This window comes from Mariprofundus sp. NF, from assembly GCF_013387455.1.
Lineage (GTDB): Bacteria > Pseudomonadota > Zetaproteobacteria > Mariprofundales > Mariprofundaceae > Mariprofundus.
In genome coordinates, this window is record NZ_VWNC01000002.1 from 235,001 (window position 1) to 250,997 (window position 15,997).

The 15,997-nt window shown below is 50.6% G+C and carries 16 protein-coding genes and 1 rRNA gene (1 of these 17 only partly in view); 7 read left to right on the forward strand and 10 right to left on the reverse strand.

Annotation, left to right across the window (positions count from 1 at the left end):
- From F3F96_RS03995 to tyrS, 3 genes are all read right to left on the reverse strand, one after another.
- A 16S ribosomal RNA gene (locus tag F3F96_RS03995) occupies positions 1-663 on the reverse strand; it reaches 874 nt to the left of the window's first position.
- A gap of 473 nt (positions 664-1,136) precedes the next feature.
- Entirely contained in the window at positions 1,137-2,684 is a 1,548-nt protein-coding gene (locus tag F3F96_RS04000; RefSeq protein WP_176961953.1) for a M48 family metalloprotease, read from the reverse strand.
- 75 nt (positions 2,685-2,759) lie between these two features.
- Positions 2,760-3,944 (reverse strand): tyrosine--tRNA ligase, encoded by a 1,185-nt coding sequence (gene tyrS / locus F3F96_RS04005; RefSeq protein WP_176961954.1) that lies wholly within the window; start codon positions 3,942-3,944, stop codon positions 2,760-2,762.
- Between the two features lie 175 nt (positions 3,945-4,119).
- Between tyrS and F3F96_RS04010 the strand changes: the two genes are divergently transcribed.
- Genes F3F96_RS04010 through F3F96_RS04025 form a run of 4 tightly spaced genes read left to right on the forward strand, consistent with a single transcriptional unit; the run spans position 4,120 to position 7,671 of the window.
- A complete protein-coding gene (locus tag F3F96_RS04010) occupies positions 4,120-4,851 on the forward strand; it encodes a hypothetical protein (protein WP_176961955.1) in 732 nt (243 codons plus the stop codon).
- Between the two features lie 15 nt (positions 4,852-4,866).
- Complete coding sequence (locus F3F96_RS04015) at positions 4,867-6,036, forward strand: anhydro-N-acetylmuramic acid kinase (RefSeq protein ID WP_176961956.1); 1,170 nt, start codon at positions 4,867-4,869, stop codon at positions 6,034-6,036.
- The gene (locus tag F3F96_RS04020; protein ID WP_176961957.1) at positions 6,024-7,052 is read left to right on the forward strand and encodes a metal-dependent hydrolase; all 1,029 of its coding nucleotides are present in this window, start codon (positions 6,024-6,026) and stop codon (positions 7,050-7,052) included. The genes F3F96_RS04015 and F3F96_RS04020 overlap by 13 nt, the downstream gene beginning before the upstream one ends.
- A 55-nt stretch (positions 7,053-7,107) precedes the next feature.
- Positions 7,108-7,671, forward strand: a complete 564-nt coding sequence (locus F3F96_RS04025; RefSeq protein WP_176961958.1) for a chalcone isomerase family protein — start codon at positions 7,108-7,110, stop codon at positions 7,669-7,671.
- Between the two features lie 31 nt (positions 7,672-7,702).
- Here the strand turns inward: F3F96_RS04025 and F3F96_RS04030 are convergent, their stop codons facing one another.
- The 4 genes from F3F96_RS04030 to F3F96_RS04045 form a co-directional block, all read right to left on the reverse strand.
- Positions 7,703-8,332: an inorganic pyrophosphatase gene (locus F3F96_RS04030; protein ID WP_176961959.1), complete on the reverse strand. Its 630-nt coding sequence runs from the start codon at positions 8,330-8,332 to the stop codon at positions 7,703-7,705.
- Positions 8,333-8,419: 87 nt separating this feature from the next.
- On the reverse strand, positions 8,420-9,145 hold the full coding sequence (gene truC, locus F3F96_RS04035; protein ID WP_176961960.1) for a tRNA pseudouridine(65) synthase TruC: 726 nt from the start codon (positions 9,143-9,145) through the stop codon (positions 8,420-8,422).
- A gap of 36 nt (positions 9,146-9,181) precedes the next feature.
- Positions 9,182-9,472: a hypothetical protein gene (locus F3F96_RS04040; protein ID WP_176961961.1), complete on the reverse strand. Its 291-nt coding sequence runs from the start codon at positions 9,470-9,472 to the stop codon at positions 9,182-9,184.
- A gap of 114 nt (positions 9,473-9,586) precedes the next feature.
- On the reverse strand, positions 9,587-10,159 hold the full coding sequence (locus F3F96_RS04045; protein ID WP_176961962.1) for a YceI family protein: 573 nt from the start codon (positions 10,157-10,159) through the stop codon (positions 9,587-9,589).
- A 164-nt stretch (positions 10,160-10,323) separates the two neighbouring features.
- Between F3F96_RS04045 and F3F96_RS04050 the strand changes: the two genes are divergently transcribed.
- Positions 10,324-11,415 carry a mechanosensitive ion channel family protein gene (locus F3F96_RS04050; RefSeq protein WP_176961963.1) on the forward strand — a complete coding sequence of 364 codons (1,092 nt, stop codon included), beginning with the start codon at positions 10,324-10,326 and terminating at the stop codon, positions 11,413-11,415.
- Positions 11,412-11,852 carry a ribonuclease HI gene (rnhA, locus tag F3F96_RS04055; RefSeq protein WP_176961964.1) on the forward strand — a complete coding sequence of 147 codons (441 nt, stop codon included), beginning with the start codon at positions 11,412-11,414 and terminating at the stop codon, positions 11,850-11,852. The genes F3F96_RS04050 and rnhA overlap by 4 nt, the downstream gene beginning before the upstream one ends.
- Here the strand turns inward: rnhA and F3F96_RS04060 are convergent.
- Positions 11,831-13,039 (reverse strand): alpha/beta fold hydrolase, encoded by a 1,209-nt coding sequence (locus F3F96_RS04060; RefSeq protein ID WP_176961965.1) that lies wholly within the window; start codon positions 13,037-13,039, stop codon positions 11,831-11,833. The two genes, rnhA and F3F96_RS04060, sit on opposite strands and share 22 nt — an antisense overlap.
- Before the next feature lie 120 nt (positions 13,040-13,159).
- Here F3F96_RS04060 and F3F96_RS04065 point away from each other — a divergent pair, with 120 nt between their 5' ends.
- Entirely contained in the window at positions 13,160-13,711 is a 552-nt protein-coding gene (locus F3F96_RS04065) for a septation protein A (RefSeq protein ID WP_176961966.1), read from the forward strand.
- Here F3F96_RS04065 and F3F96_RS04070 read toward each other — a convergent pair.
- Entirely contained in the window at positions 13,708-15,393 is a 1,686-nt protein-coding gene (locus tag F3F96_RS04070) for a nitrogen regulation protein NR(II) (RefSeq protein ID WP_176961967.1), read from the reverse strand. The genes F3F96_RS04065 and F3F96_RS04070 overlap by 4 nt on opposite strands.
- Positions 15,394-15,590: 197 nt before the next feature.
- Positions 15,591-15,977, reverse strand: a complete 387-nt coding sequence (rplQ, locus tag F3F96_RS04075) for a 50S ribosomal protein L17 (RefSeq protein WP_176961968.1) — start codon at positions 15,975-15,977, stop codon at positions 15,591-15,593.
- Positions 15,978-15,997: the final 20 nt, after the last annotated feature.

The window sequence follows — 15,997 nt, forward strand, 5'->3', positions numbered from 1 at the left end:
TACCCCTCCCAAACTCTAGCCTGCCAGTATCGAATGCAGTTCCAAGGTTGAGCCTTGGGATTTCACATCCGACTTAACAAACCACCTACGATCTCTTTACGCCCAGTAAATCCGAACAACGCTTGCACCTTTCGTATTACCGCGGCTGCTGGCACGAAATTAGCCGGTGCTTCTTCTAAAGGTACCGTCAAATCAGAGCGATATTAGCGCTCATCTCTTCTTCCCAATTGAAAGCGGTTTACAACCCGAAGGCCTTCTTCCCGCACGCGGCGTCGCTGCATCAGGCTTTCGCCCATTGTGCAATATTCCCCACTGCTGCCTTCCGTAGAAGTCTGGACCGTGTCTCAGTTCCAGTGTGACTGATCATCCTCTCAAACCAGTTACTGATCATCGCCTTGGTAAGCCATTACCTTACCAACTAGCTAATCAGACGCGGACTCATCTATCAGCACAAGGCCCGAAGGTCCCCTGCTTTCCACCGTAGTGCGTATGCGGTATTAGCTTGGATTTCTCCAAGTTGTCCCCCACTAATAGGCAGATATCCACGCGTTACTCACCCGTGCGCCACTAACTTTAAATCCGAAGAAATAAAGTCCGTTCGACTTGCATGTGTTAGGCACGCCGCCAGCGTTCGTTCTGAGCCAGGATCAAACTCTCCAAAGAAAGTTGATACTATTGTATTACTTAATCCCAGCATTGATCACTAGATCAAACTCAAATATTAAACGTTAACGTTCATTGCTGAACTGTTTAGTATCAGAGTCGATCCAATCAATGCTTGGAAAGATCCGACACGTCCACAGTTCAAATAAAAATCACTAATTGTAAAGAACAAAACTATCTTTCCGCTGCCTTCAAGCTTGCGCCCTAAGGTGCGCTATCTGGCTGCGGGCGGCGAACTATAGGTCTGCCGCTTGAGGTGTCAACCTCTATCTGTGCCACCCAAATCCTTGCGGATGTTTGACTCAGATCTGCCCCCTCAAACCAGTTGCCTGTCTTGCGGGGGCGGCGAACATTAGCGTCGCGAATCGGCGCGTCAACACCTTTATGATGAAGTTATCTTAACCCTGGATAGAAAGGTTGAAAAACCACCATTTATTGCCTCAGATTGAAGCCGAATCAGCAGCGCGTCTTTACTAACGAAGCAGTTGTGCCTGAACTATCCTGGCCTGCAGTGTATTGATCTGCTCCTGAGTCAGTTGCCCCGTCAGCCCAAGATCGAACATCTGCTGAGATCCGGCAGCAACAGAACCACGCAATGCGCGTTGAATTCGCTGCACCTGCCCTGCCGCATTCTGAAATTGAACGATCAGCACCAGAGCACCGACATTACGCGGTGTTGGATTGCTGATCTGGGCCACAATTCGACCCTGCCTGTCCTGCCCGGTCTGAATCTGAATGTATTTGCCGGGATTATCCTTCAGATCAATTTCAACCAGTGCGCCATAGGCCTGTTTACCAAGTTCCCCCTGCCCACCTGCCACTTTGGCATAATACTGCTTGGCTTCATCCATCCGCCCAGCTTTGCGCGCCAGATTACCCAACGCGTTATAAGCATTGGCTGTGGGTAGCAGTTTCACACTACGCTGCAGATCCGCCTGCGCCTGAGCACTACGGTTCAGTGACTCATTTGCCAAACCGCGCTGTAGATAGAAGTAGAAGAAGTTGGGGTTCAAGCTACTAGCCTTGTCATACTGCTTAACAGCAGCGTGCAAACGCCCGTGCTTCTTTTCAAGATCACCTTTCAAGCCATAGAAGAGCGCCTCTCTCGGCTCCGCACTGATCGCCCGGTCAGCCAGACGACTGGCCGTCGCCAGATCACCCTTTGCCAGTGCCTCGCGCCCTCTGTCATAGTTCTCATACGCTGGCTTGCTGCGTATCAGCTGTTTGGTTCTACTGCGATAGCGTTCAACACCGCGCTCCCCACCCTTGGGCAGCGTGGCCAGCAGCTCAATATTAGCGTTTACCCGCTCCTGTGATGGCGGGTGGCTGGCAAACAGCCCGCTTAACCAGTCCTGCTTTTTGCCTTCAGAGAGTTTGACAAAGGTACGCTGCAGATCGACTGCCCCCTGAGGATCATATCCGGAACGCACCATATACTGCATACCATAATAATCGGACTCACGTTCAGCATCACGCCCATACTTCTGACTGATCAGCTGGGCACCAATATTGGCCCCCATTTGCGCCAGGTTGGCATAATCGGATCCCTGCGTGGCAACAACAGTGCCCAGTACAGCGGTCTGCAACAGCATGCCTTTACTCATCTGCTGTGCACCGTGGCGGGCAGCGGCATGCACGATCTCATGGCCAAGCACAGCTGCCAGCTCGGACTCACTCTTCAGTTCGGTCAGCAGACCACGGTTGATGGAAATTTTACCACCGGGAAGTGCCCAGGCATTGGGTACAGAGTTATTAAGCACGCTGAATTCATAGGGCAGTTTTCTGTCACTGACTGCAGCAAGGCGCTGCCCCACCTCATTGACATAGGCCGTGAGCTGCCGATCCACCACATAATCACCACCCTGAGACTGGCGGGCGGGGCTATATTGCTGCGCCCCAATGGCAAGCTCCTGAGCTTCTGAAACCAGACTCAGTTCATTCTTTCCTGTCACCGGATTGGTCGCACAGCCGGTGAGCAGACCGACAGTAAGCAATAGTAATAAAAGAGCCCTCTTTGCCATTGCACTGCCTCCTGGTGTTGAACGTTATTTAATGAATATATCCTGCTGCCTGCAGCTTAACTGATACACCACCATTCACACTACCGTCAGGTTAGTGAATTTACGTTTACCGAGTTTAATCAGGTAGGGACCACCCGGCTTAAGCTGAAAATCCTTGTCAGTGATTTTTTCGCCATCTATAGACAGTGCGTTCTGCTTCACCATACGCATGGCTTCACCATTGGATGCGGTCAAACCAGCTTGGGTCAGCGCTTTGACAACCCATAGCGCCCCATCTTCAGCGGCAAGAGTTGCTTCAGGCACATCATCCGGAATCTCTTTCTTGGCAAACTGGGATTCAAAACCTTCACGTGCTGCCTGCCCTGCTCCTTCACCGTGGAAACGGTCAACAATCAGAGCGGCAAGGCTCTTCTTGGCTTCCATAGGATGCTTGGCTTTAACTTCATCCAGATCCAGATCGGTGAGCAGCTCATAGTATTTATACATCAGCTCATCAGAGACGCTCATCAGTTTACCAAACTGCTCTTTGGCCGGTTCTGCCACACCGACATAGTTGTTCAGGGACTTGGACATCTTATTCACACCGTCCAGACCTTCGAGCAGCGGCATGGTCAGAATCACCTGCTGCGCTTTGCCATAGGCATCCTGTAGCTGACGACCCATCAGTAGATTGAACTTCTGATCGTTACCGCCCAACTCCACATCGGCATCGAGTGCCACCGAGTCATAACCCTGCACCAGCGGATAGAGGAATTCGTGAATGGCAATCGATTGACCGCCTTTGTACCGCTTCTCAAAATCATCACGCTCCAGCATACGGGCCACGGTTGCCTTACCGGCAATGCGGATCAGATCAGCGGCAGTAAGATTACCCAGCCACTCGGAGTTAAATCGAACCTCGGTCTGTTTGGGATCAAGGATTTTGAATACCTGCTCTTTATAGGTCTCAGCATTCACCAATACCTCATCATGCGTCAGTGGTGGACGCGTCTCATTCTTACCTGTCGGATCACCGATGGTGCCGGTAAAATCACCGATCAGAAATACCACCTGATGGCCGCAGTGCTGGAACTGGCGCAGCTTCTCAATCAGTACGGTATGGCCAAGATGAAGATCGGGTGCAGTCGGATCAAAACCCGCCTTTACACGCAGCGGCCTGCCCTCTTTCTGAGCCAGCTTCAATTTCGCCTCAAGGCTGCCGGCTGGCAAAATCTCCAGCGTACCACGACTCAACAATTCCATCTGTTCTTGAATATTCATAAATCCCTCTGTCTTTCGAGTCACGAATCATGGCAAATTCACAGCAGCACCGCCACCGCAGAGTCAGATGCGAGCCTGATCACAGAGAAGAGGCTGGCAACAGCTAGGCTGCGTGCTATTCTAACCATCATCAAACATGGCAGAGTTGAACGTCTTATATATTAAGGAGAGCGACATGGCTGAGAACAGTAATGAAGAGATTATCACAGAAACGGTAGAGGAGAAAAAAGAGTCCTGCAGCGCACATAGCGCCTGCAAACCTCACACCTCACTCTACATCTCAATCATCGCGCTGCTCCTTGCCGCCTACGCCGCTATTGCAGCGGGCACTTCTACAGCTCCAACCAATGGAGAGGCGAGACTGGCGGGATTGGAGAGCAGTGTTCAAATTCTTGGCGATCAGGTTGTTGCGCTGAGCAAAGATGTCGAAAGCAACCGGGAAAATCTGGTTCAGAATCAGCTGAAGAAAGCACTGCTTAATATTCAGGAGATCAGCGGTATGGCCAGAGAAGAGACCAAAGCCACCATTGCCGAGATTGAGAAAATCCTGCATGACCTGACATCGCCGGCAGAGGCGCCTGCAAGTGACTCAGAAACTACGCCGCCAACCACAGAGGTCGAAGCACCCGCTGAGGAGCCAGTAGTAGTTGAGCCTCAAGTTGAAGAGCCTGCTGCAGAAGTGGCACCCGAGGCATCCGTAGAAGAGATCACAGAAGCACCTGCCGCAGAAACAGTAACAGAAGAGATGCCTGCAGCAGCAATCGAGGCACCAGCCGTGGAGGCTCCTGCAGTAGAAGCGCCCGCAACAGAAGCTCCAACTGAAACACCGGCTATAGAGGTTCCCGCAACAGAAACTCCTGCCGAAATGCCGGCAGCGCCAGAGCAGTCAGCCCCACAGGCTTTTTAAGCGCACATTATCCGCATGCAATCTGATCATCAGCTGTTCATCGGCATCATGTCCGGCACCTCCGCCGATGGCATCGATGTGGCAATCACGCGCATCTCCACTCAACCGGGAAGCCGTATGGAGCTGATCCACTTCTCTGAGTATCCGATGCCGCAGAGGCTGCGCGAACCTATTTTGCGACTGGCCGCACCCGGCCTGAATGAGATTGAGAGCCTGGGAGAACTTGATCGTGCGCTTGGGCACGCCTATGCCGATACGGTACTGGCAGCCATGCACGGGGTTGGTCTGAAGCGGGATGATATCACCGCTATCGGCTGCCATGGCCAAACCATTCGCCATCACCCCAAAGCCGATTACCCCTACACGGTACAGATCGGCTGCGCCGCCACGCTGGCTGAGCAGACCGGCATCACCACGGTGTCTGATTTCCGCAGCCGTGATATTGCGGCCGGCGGTGAGGGTGCGCCACTGGTGCCATTCTCGCATCGTCACCTGTTTACCCATAAACAAAAAAATATTGCTGTGGTCAATATCGGTGGCATTGCCAACGTCACATGGCTGGGTTTAGACGGCAGCACCATCGGTTTTGATACCGGGCCGGGCAATATGATAATGGATGGGCTGATGCTCGCCTTCAGTGATGGCCGCAATGCCTATGATCAGAATGGCGTGCTGGCTGCCAGCGGCACGGTTTGCCCCGCACTGCTTGAGAAGCTTATGTTACACCCCTTTATGCAACGCAAACCACCCAAATCCACGGGCCGTGAAGAGTTCGGTGAAGATATCGTTAATCTGATTCTCGGCTGGCCGGACATCTCTGATGCGGACCGCATGGCTACAGCCTGCCAGTACACCGCTGACTCGATTGCAAACAGCATCAATTTTATGCCGATAGAACCGGCTAAATGGCTTATCTGTGGTGGTGGCGTGCGCAATGAACACCTGATGGATCTGCTGACAAGACAGCTGGCACCAGCTTCAGTGACAACAACGGATGCGGAAGATATCCCTCCGCAGGCTGTCGAAGCACTCAGCTTTGCAGTGCTGGCACGACAAACGCTGATGGGTGAGACCAATACGCTGTGTGAAGTTACCGGTGCCCGTCATGCCGTTTGCGGCGGACAGATTACCCCCGGCAACAACTGGCAGACTCTGATTACATCTATTCCGGCATGGACCCGATAACCCACGCCATCTCAGGCGCAGCCCTTGCCCGAGCCATACCCAAACATCACCTGCCACCCCTGCAGTTGCTGTTTCTGGTGCTGCTCACCATGGCTCCGGATGCAGACATCCTGTTGCGCCTGTTCTCTGAGAATCTCTATCTCCAGCACCACCGGGGCCTCACCCACTCGATACTACTGATCCCCCTCTGGGGCTGGTTGATCTACAGCCTCAGTTCCAGAAAAATAAGAGCAAACACCACCATGCCGTGGCTTATTGGTGCGGCACTACTACTGCATATCTTTCTCGATCTGATTACCACCTTCGGAACCATGATTATTGCCCCCTTCTCGGACTGGCGCGCCAGTCTCGATCTGCTGTTCATTATTGACCCGTTTTTCACTGCCTGCCTGCTTATTCCTCTGCTGTTTGGCCTGATATGGCGTCAGCACAAACGCAAAATGGGGATTCTCAGCCTGCTGCTGATGTGCAGCTATCTCGGTTTAACCTATAGCAACCAGCAGCAGGCGATTGATCTGGCCCGCAAGGCGCATCCCGACGCGCTTGCCTATCACGCCTTGCCGATGGCCTTCTCACCTTTTCACTGGCAGATCATTATCAGCCTCCCCGACTATTACCTCAGGGCTGCCGTTAATCTTCAGCCCGGCTTTTCCGGTACACAGCCACTCTTTGATGAGGCATTTGCTACAGGCTTGATCTCAAATCAAATGAATGGGCCGGAGCAGATCAACTGGCAGCAATTGCCTGCCATGCAGAGCGTTAAAGGTGTCGAGCAACTGCCCGGAACAGCATTCTATCTCTGGTTCGCCCGTTTTCCTGTGCTGCTTGGGCAGGGTGATGGCTATATTGATTTTGGTGATCTCGCCTTTGGTGGTGGTGCTCCGGGGGTGCGGCCAGCCTTCCAGCTTCACATTGACCTGAATAGCGATCCGACAGCATCGCGCGCATGGCTGATCTGGCGTAATGATCGCAAGAGTGAACTCACCCTCTCCTCTGCCCCTTTTAACTGGCTCTAGCGATTCAGCTCATACCTGCTTTAATAGTAGAATATTACGCTTGCAGGGGGATGCCATGAAACAGTTATATTCCATTTTATTTGTAGTGATGTTGATGCTGCCCACGCATGGGCTGACTATGGAAATTGAAGGCGTCACGATTCCCGAATCTGTTCAACTCGAAAACAGAAACCTTAATCTGAACGGCGCAGGCATTCGTACCAAACTCTTCTTTGATATCTATATCGGGGCACTCTATCTCGAACAGAAATCATCCGATGCAAAAGAGATTATTAACAGCAATGGGACAAAACGTATTGTCATGCACTTTCTTTACGATGAAGTAAGCAGAGAGAAGCTGATTAACGGCTGGAATGAAGGCTTTGAAAAGAACCAGTCAAAAGAGCAGATGGGCCTGCTGCGCGAACGGCTGGATCAATTCAATGCACTGTTTGCTACTGCTCATAAGGACAACAGGATTATCTTCGATCTACTCTCCGATGGTCTGTCCAAAGTCCAGATCAATGGTACTGACACGGGTCAAATCGCAGGCGCTGATTTCCAGCAGGCTCTGCTGGCCGTCTGGCTCGGTAAAAAACCGGCAGACAAGGGACTTAAACAGTCACTGCTTGGTCATTAATCTACTCAACAATAGCCCGAATCTGCAGCTTTTAATCGGCGATATGTCGTCTTTCAGGAACGCTTACATACTCATCTTCATAATCAGCCAACGCAGCCTCAATCACTTTGGCTGCATGTTCAAAGCCATAAGGTTCGCCGATTTCGACATGGTGCGGTTTATTCGGCTCAAACTTATAAGTCAGGAAATAGTGCATCAGGCGATCAATAATTGCCGGTGGCATCTCTGAAATATCATCCACCTTCGACCAGAAGGGATCATCATCAATCACGGCAATAATTTTATCATCCGCTTCGCCATGATCACACATCGGAAGCCCACCGATCACACGCGCATTGACGATAATCTCAATACGTGAAATGGGCCGTTCGGAGATCACACAGATATCCAGCGGATCATTATCGCCGCACTGCGCGTGCGGCATGAGCTGGCCTACGCGATCAGCGCAAAGTGTGCGTGGAATAAAACCGTACAGCGCCGGATGCTGAGAGCTTGAACGCACCGAGCGATCCACACGCAGATATCCGGATTTTTTGTCGACTTCGAACTTCACCGTGTCAAAAGGGCTGATTTCGATATAGGCATGTACCCGCCTGGGCGGTTCGGCTCCAGAGTCCAGCCCGTGCCAGGGGTGTGGTCGCCATTGGGAGAATGATTTCATATCTCATTTCTAGCACAAAGCACGCCAAAGCGTACAAATAAGTTCAAGTTGTGATTCAACTTTTCCCAGATACATCGTTTCACATTTTCAGTTAGCCAGAGAAGACCAGCCGAGAGCATCAACAACATCTTTGAATGATGATTCCAGAGGGGCATCGATCTGCAGTAACTGGCCGGTTTCGGGATGCCTGAAAGCAAGCCCCGCTGCAGAGAGAAAAAGCCTGTGGCAATCGAACTTTTTACGGAAAAAATCGTTCTGTTTACCATCACCATGCGTGGTGTCACCGACAATGGGATGGAAAATATGTTTCATATGACGGCGCAGTTGATGTTTGCGACCTGTCGAAGGGGTAAGACGTACAAGTGAGTAACGGGCGGTTTGATAGCGTCCGACAGGATGAGGCAGCTCAACCGTGGCCAGTCTCTCATATGCACTAACCGCTTCCTGCGCAGCTTTATCCTGCTTTGCTTTGCTGTCACTTCTCCTGTCCAGCTCCTCTTTCAGCGGATAGTCAATCAGCCCCTTCTCATCAGTGAAACCGCGCACAATAGCCAGATACTCTTTTTTCGTCTCTCTGGCCGTGAATATATCCGTCATCTTCCGGGCTGTTTCGGAATTCAGCGCAAACAGCAGAACACCGGAGGTGGGCTTATCTAATCTATGCACCGGATAGACATGCCGACCGATCTGATCTCGCAGCATCTGCATGGCAAATCGGGTCTCAAATTTGTCGATCATGGAACGGTGTACAAGCAGCCCTGCAGGTTTATTGATCGCAACCAGCCACTCATCCTGGTACAGGATATCTAACATAAAGTAATAATTCTTTTAGGGCAGAAAAAGTACTGTTTAATCCCGTAGTGGGCCGTCGAGAAATGAGAGGTCATCCCAAATCGAGGTAGGCCTGCCTTCAGCATCACGGAACTTAAGGTTTTGACGACGGGGAACCAGACGGCGAGGGCGGCCAAAGCTGTCATTCTGCACATCACATGCGACATCAGCAGAGAGAATCAACAACCCCTCATCGTGCAGAAGGTCGGTCACCTCATAAGACTCATCAAGGTAGCGAACCGGCCGGCCAATCAAACCGAACATCTCCGCATGATCGTCAATCATCGTCTGCAATAGATGAACACCCATATGGAACCTCCTGCCTGATGAACCACTACAGGATATAAAACCGCTCAATCCACGTCAATCTTATATACATAGATAGCAGGGTCTCTATCCGCAGTCGGATATAAGCCGGAGATACTAGCGAGCGCGGATGAATTGGAGATGAAATGAGACGGGCACGGCCTGTGCAATGCTCGGCAGCTTGGCGATCTGGCGCAACGCTTCGATACCGGCATCCAGTCCAAAATCAGCAGCCTTTACAATCACCGGCTGCCTGCTTGTCACCAGCAGCTTGTCTGAAAGCACGATGATCTGAACATCTGCAACAACAGGCTTCTTCATGCCATGCAGGTTAAGCAGCATGGGCAGTTGTACAGCCACTGTATCGCCAGCCTTAAGCGCCTCATAGTTAACAGTGGAAAGATCGACGCTAACAGTGGCCGATGCAAATTGGCCTACCTCAAAGAGCATTGATCTCATGCGTTCATTGCGAATCGAAATGCCTGACTCAACCGTACTCAGATCAATGCTGATCTCAGCGCTGCGCTCTTTTATGGTGCCGCTCAGCCCTTTGAAGTGATGCACCTCGGCAACACTCCCTTTTTTCACTGAAACAAAGTTAACATCAGAGTGATTAACATCCAGTGTCCAGCCCTCGGCCCACGCCGTGGCAGGCAGTAGCATCAGAATAAGCATAAAAAGTTTTTTCATCTTCTCTCCGGAAATATATTTGATGCCGAAAAGCTATGAACAGCAAGATGAAACATTGATGAAAAAGAGACCCTATTCAGCGTATTGCCAATCACGGCCTCCACGGTGTGAGATGCTGTTTTTTCGGTTATGATTGGCGCCACGTTCGATTCAAGGAGAGAGTTATGCAAGCGATATGGACCCAGTTAAGCGATACCATGTTTCTGGATATACCACTGACCCGCTGGGTTCTCACTGCCACTATTATTCTCGCTACTGTTATCGCTCGAACCTTTGTGCTCGCAGCCTTTCAGCGCCTCAGCCAGACGCTGGCAGCGCGCACAAAAACCAAGCTCGATGATGTGCTGCTGACTGCTGCCGAGCGCCCTGTCGGTCTGCTCGTCTACGTGCTCGGTATTCTACTTGCTGTGCATATCCTGAATCCTCCAGCCGAGGTGTTTCCACTGGTATCGATCGCCGATAGTGCCGGACGCATCATCTCTATTCTGGTCACCATCTGGTTTCTCTGGCGTCTGCTTGAGGGCCTTTCAGCCTACTTCACAGCCCGTGCCCAGGAGACCGAGTCGGCTATGGATGATCAGCTGGTCCCCTTTATCGGCAAAACCCTTAAAATATTTCTGGTGCTAACCGGCTTGCTGGTGCTGGCGCAGAACATGGGCTATTCGATATCCGGCCTGCTCGCCTCGCTCGGCATTGGCGGTATCGCCATCGCCATGGCTGCCAAGGATACCATCGCCAACGTCTTCGGCTCGATCATGATTCTCGTGGATCGGCCATTTACCGTAGGTGACTGGGTAAAAACCTCGGAGTTCGAGGGGGTGGTGGAGGAGATCGGCTTCCGTTCTACGAAAATCCGTACCTTTGAGCGAACGCTGGTCAATGTCCCCAACTCATCTCTGGCCAATATGGTGATCGATAATATCGATGCCAGAAACGAGCGGCGTATCAAGATGCGCATCGGCCTGACCTATGACACCACACCTGCCCAGATGGATGCAGCACTCCAAGGCATCGAAGCGATTATCAGCAACCATCCGGGTGTTGATCAGAGTTACAAACTGGTCAAATTTGATGAGTTCGCTGACTCATCCCTCTCCATATTCCTCTACTACTTCTCCTCCAGCAAGGTGTGGGCAGAGTATCTGCAAGTGCGTCAGGAGGTTAACCTTGAGATCATGCATCTGCTTGAGTCGCTGCAACTTGAATTCGCATTCCCGACACAAACAGTTCATATCGAACAGGAGAAAACGCAGTGAGCGGAAAACCTGTAGTTGAAGCATTTACTGATGGTGCCTGTTCAGGCAATCCCGGACCCGGCGGCTGGGGGGTACTGATGCGTATGGGAAACCATGAGAAAGAGTTATGCGGTGGTGAGGCCCATACCACCAATCAGCAGATGGAGTTGCAAGCTGCAGTTGAAGCGCTCAAAGCACTGACCAAACCGTGCAAGGTCACCATCATCTCCGACTCCAAGTATGTTGTACAGGGCATGAGTGAGTGGATCCATAACTGGAAGAAAAAGGGCTGGAAAACCGCCGGTAAAAAACCGGTGTCCAATCTTGAACGCTGGCAGGAGCTGGACAAACTGGCTGCTATTCATGATGTCACATGGCAGTGGGTGAAAGGTCATGCCGGGCACGCTGAAAACGAACGCGCTGATGAGCTGGCGCGTCAGGGCATTCCTACAGGCTGAACCTCTGAATGCCCCTCTGCAGGCTCAAGTGCATCTGGAGTCTGCAGCTCTGTTTCATCCGCCGCTTCATCCACTCGGGGCTGATCAAGATTAAATTCAATCATGGTTACCGGTTGTGGTGACTGCATCAGCTCATCTGATGTGATCTGTAACGGCTTCCTACCCTGATATGGTAAAAATCTGTAACTATTGCCTCGCTCCAGCGTATCCAGAATCAATGTTTTATCGCCTGCCTGGCTACTGATGCCAGATCTTAACTCACAACAGAACGCAAAATCTTTATTGGGAAGACCCCTTGCATCGTATGATTTTAAATTCGCCTCAGAAAGCCTGACCACCTTGCCATCAACAATAAAACGCAACCAGACATCTCGGCTGGCAGGAGCTGGCTGTGCGGCAGGCAGGCTTCCATCGCTGAGAAACTGAATCACAGCTATCTGCTCATCAAGACGTTTGGCCAGCGCGTGATGATTGCCTCTGATAACAATATTGTGAGCCCATGGAAGGTGGGCAGAAGAGGGCGAAACAATCAGATCGCTATCCAACAGCTTCTGATCCGCCGCATAAGCATTAAGCACCTCAATCCCTTCCAGTTCTGCACCATGAAGCGCGTTCAACTGCCAGAGAAAATCACTGCCCGGCTGAATTTCAGTTGCCTGAATATTACCCTCAGGAATAACTTTACCGAGCTGAACCAGAACCTGTGCTACATTGGTGCCGAAATGGGGGGTTGCCAAAAATGCTACCCGTCGTACCCGATGCTCGGCATGATGACTCAAATACTGCCTGACCAACAGGCCACCCATGCTATGCGCAACCAGATCCACTTCCTGATAAGGGGCCAGATAACGGTCAAGCTGCTCTTCAAGCACCTCCAATGGCGGGTAGCGGTTGGCAAAAATACCTGTGCGATAGGTAAACAGAAAGATGTCGCGCTGCAGCTTCTGCTCCAGCTCAATCAACCGCTCAGGAACAGGCCATGTGAATTCGCCACCATTCCATCCATGCACCAGTACAACCGGTACAGCATCAGGGTAATCAACCTGAGAGAGAATCTCACTCTTCTCCCATGCCGCCCATAGATCATCTGCAACCTGTCGATCCTTTACTGTAGTTGTACAGGCAGAGAGAAACAGGATAAACAAAAACAGAGTGGTGAATTTAAGGGCGCGCTTATAGCAAAACATGCGCTGCATTATTGTCGATCCGGCATCAACTGCCAACCACGGCTACCATCCAACACTGTTATTGAAAAAAGTACCTGCTACTACTTGGCAACAGCCTCCAGCTGTGGTCGGATTCAAGCCATGAAAATGTTTTTTGACTTCCTGCCCGTACTACTCTTTTTTATCGTCTACAAAATGTATGACATCTACACCGCCACCGCAGTACTGATTGCTGCCTCTGCGATTCAGACTGTAGGCCACCGCCTGATTAAAGGCTCATTTGAAAAAACGCATGTGATCACGCTGGCTCTGGTGGCACTGTTTGGCGGGCTGACCCTTGCCCTGCAGGATGAGACCTTCATCAAATGGAAGCCGACAGCCATCAACTGGCTATTTGCCATCGTCTTTATCGGCTCACAGTTTGTCGGCAAGAAAACCATTATCGAACGCATGATGGGGTCAAATATCACCCTGCCCTCAGTCATCTGGGTTAAACTTAATCTGGCCTGGGCGCTCTTCTTTGTTTTCCTCGGCGCCATCAATATCTACGTCGCCTTCTCATTCGATACCGACACCTGGGTTAACTTCAAACTGTTTGGTCTGATGGGGCTGACATTTCTATTCATTATCGCCCAGAGCCTCTTTCTTGTTCCCTATCTCAAGGAGTCCTCTACAGGCGACCAAGAGGATTAACTGGCCGCTATTGATTCAACCTGATTGTGCAGCGGCAGAAAAATTCTGAACTCTGTGCCCCTGCCCGGCTGACTGGCAACCTCAATAATACCACCCACCTTGGTGATGGCACCATGTGCCATAGATAGTCCTAAGCCCGTTCCTTCACCCACTGCTTTTGTAGTAAAGAAGACCTCAAAAATATTTTGCAGTTTATCTTCTGGAATGCCATAACCATTATCTTTGACTGATATGCATGCGTAGTGACGCTCATGCATCTCCTCATGCCGCTTGGTGAATTCAGGAGTAGCTGTAAAACAGGACACCGCAACCTTCACCCATGGCGACTCAACATTCTGTACAGCATGGACTGAATTATTGATCAAATTAATCATAATCTGTTGCGCCTGAACTTCATTCCAGCAGACAGTCAAATCATGCTCCGGCAGCTCTGTAGAAATAGAGACCCCATCCTGAGAACCCATTGATGCCATTTCACAAGCCGTTTTCATACATGCGTTGAGACTGACAGGACTCATCTCCAGCGTCTCATTCCTGACAAACTTGAGCAATTGATGTATATGTTTAGCGGCCATATCACAAACCTGGTTGATCACTGAACTCCGCTTAAGTACAGCCGCACGATCCTCCGGTTTCCGCTCTAACATCAACGCATTTGCCTTGATTGCCGTCAGTGCATTATTAAAGTCATGCGCGATGCCTCCGGCCAGGATACCTGCAGTTTCAAGCTTCTGAGACTTATAGAGCTTCTCCTCCAGCGCCTCAAAGTCACTCATATCCTCCTGGCTGGCGATAAAATTAGTGATCTGATTCTGCTTGTTAAAAATTGGTGCTATCGACATAACTACCGGGAAGTGTGATCCATCCCTTTTTCGATTAATCAGCTCTTTATGCCACACCTTACCCCTGCCAATCACCTGCCAGAGCTTCTCATAAAATTTAGGGCTCTGGCTGCCAGAGTTCAGAATTGAGGTTTTCTTGCCTATTACCTCGCTTCGCTCGTAACCAGTCATCGAACAGAATGCAGCATTAACATATTCAATGATGGCGTTAGTGTCGGTAATAATGATCGATGAGCCCGAGTGCTCCAGTGCCTGCGCCAGTTTCATGTTCTTTTCAAACTCGATGGCATGAGCGATCCTGCTTTTCCTGAGCAGATTAAGCATTAACAGAAGCATTATAACCCATACAGTGAACAGTGCGGCGAACAGGGTGGGTTGATTCTCGAGGCTTTTACTAAACTGCTGATGAATTTCGTGATCTAACTCTGCTGCAGCCCATTCAGCAGATTTAAAATAGTCATCATGGATAACATCATCCTCAACAAGTTGTGCCAATTTTTCCCTGTACTCAAGCAGATATGCCGTCAATTCTTCCACGGCATGTTTCATCTCATCATTTTCGACCTGTAGAAAGTGTGGCCTCGATATAATTCCGGAGACATCCCCCATCTGAACATACCCTTGATGAATAGCCTGCGCATCAGCCTGAATCTTTTCTATCAGTGCAGTGACATCTGCTACCTCTATAGTTTGATGACCTTCTACATACTCATGAATGATTGAATGGGTTGCAGTAATATCAACTCGCAGCTGCATAATGGAATCGACTAGCGGAATCTCCTGCGACAGAAACTGCTTACCTGACTGATAAGCCCAGCCGAACAGAATCAGTGGAATCAAAACCCCTGCTGCGAGGAATATGATTTTGCTTCTTATATCGAAATATATCTGTTCGCTAGCCATAGCTGATTGGCAGCAAGCAGAGTGCCAATTCGATGCAGGTTAGCCATGTCAGAGTTGTGTGATGCGTGTGTTAGGGCATAAAAAAAAGGCCCCGCAACGCGGAGCCTTTTAGATTTAGTAGTTAAGCTGGAAGCTTAAACTTCAGTTGCCTCATCAGCAGTAGCGATGGTGTCAACCAGTTCGATGATTGCCATAGGTGAAGCATCACCGGCACGGAAACCGGTTTTGACGATGCGAGTGTAACCACCGGCACGATCAGAACACGCTGCAGCAACATCACCGAACAGACGATCAACGATCGGACGGTAACGCAGCTTAGAGAGCGCCTGACGACGGGCATGCAGATCGCCACGTTTGCCCAGTGAAATCAGCTTTTCAGCGTAAGGACGCAGTGCACGTGCTTTAGCTTCTGTAGTCTCAATGCGGCCATGTGTCAGCAGTGCTGTAGCCAGATTAGCCATCAACGCGCGACGGTGTCCGGTAGGCAGGCCCAAAGAACCATGATGTTTACGATGTCTCATCTCTCGTATCCTCTATTCAA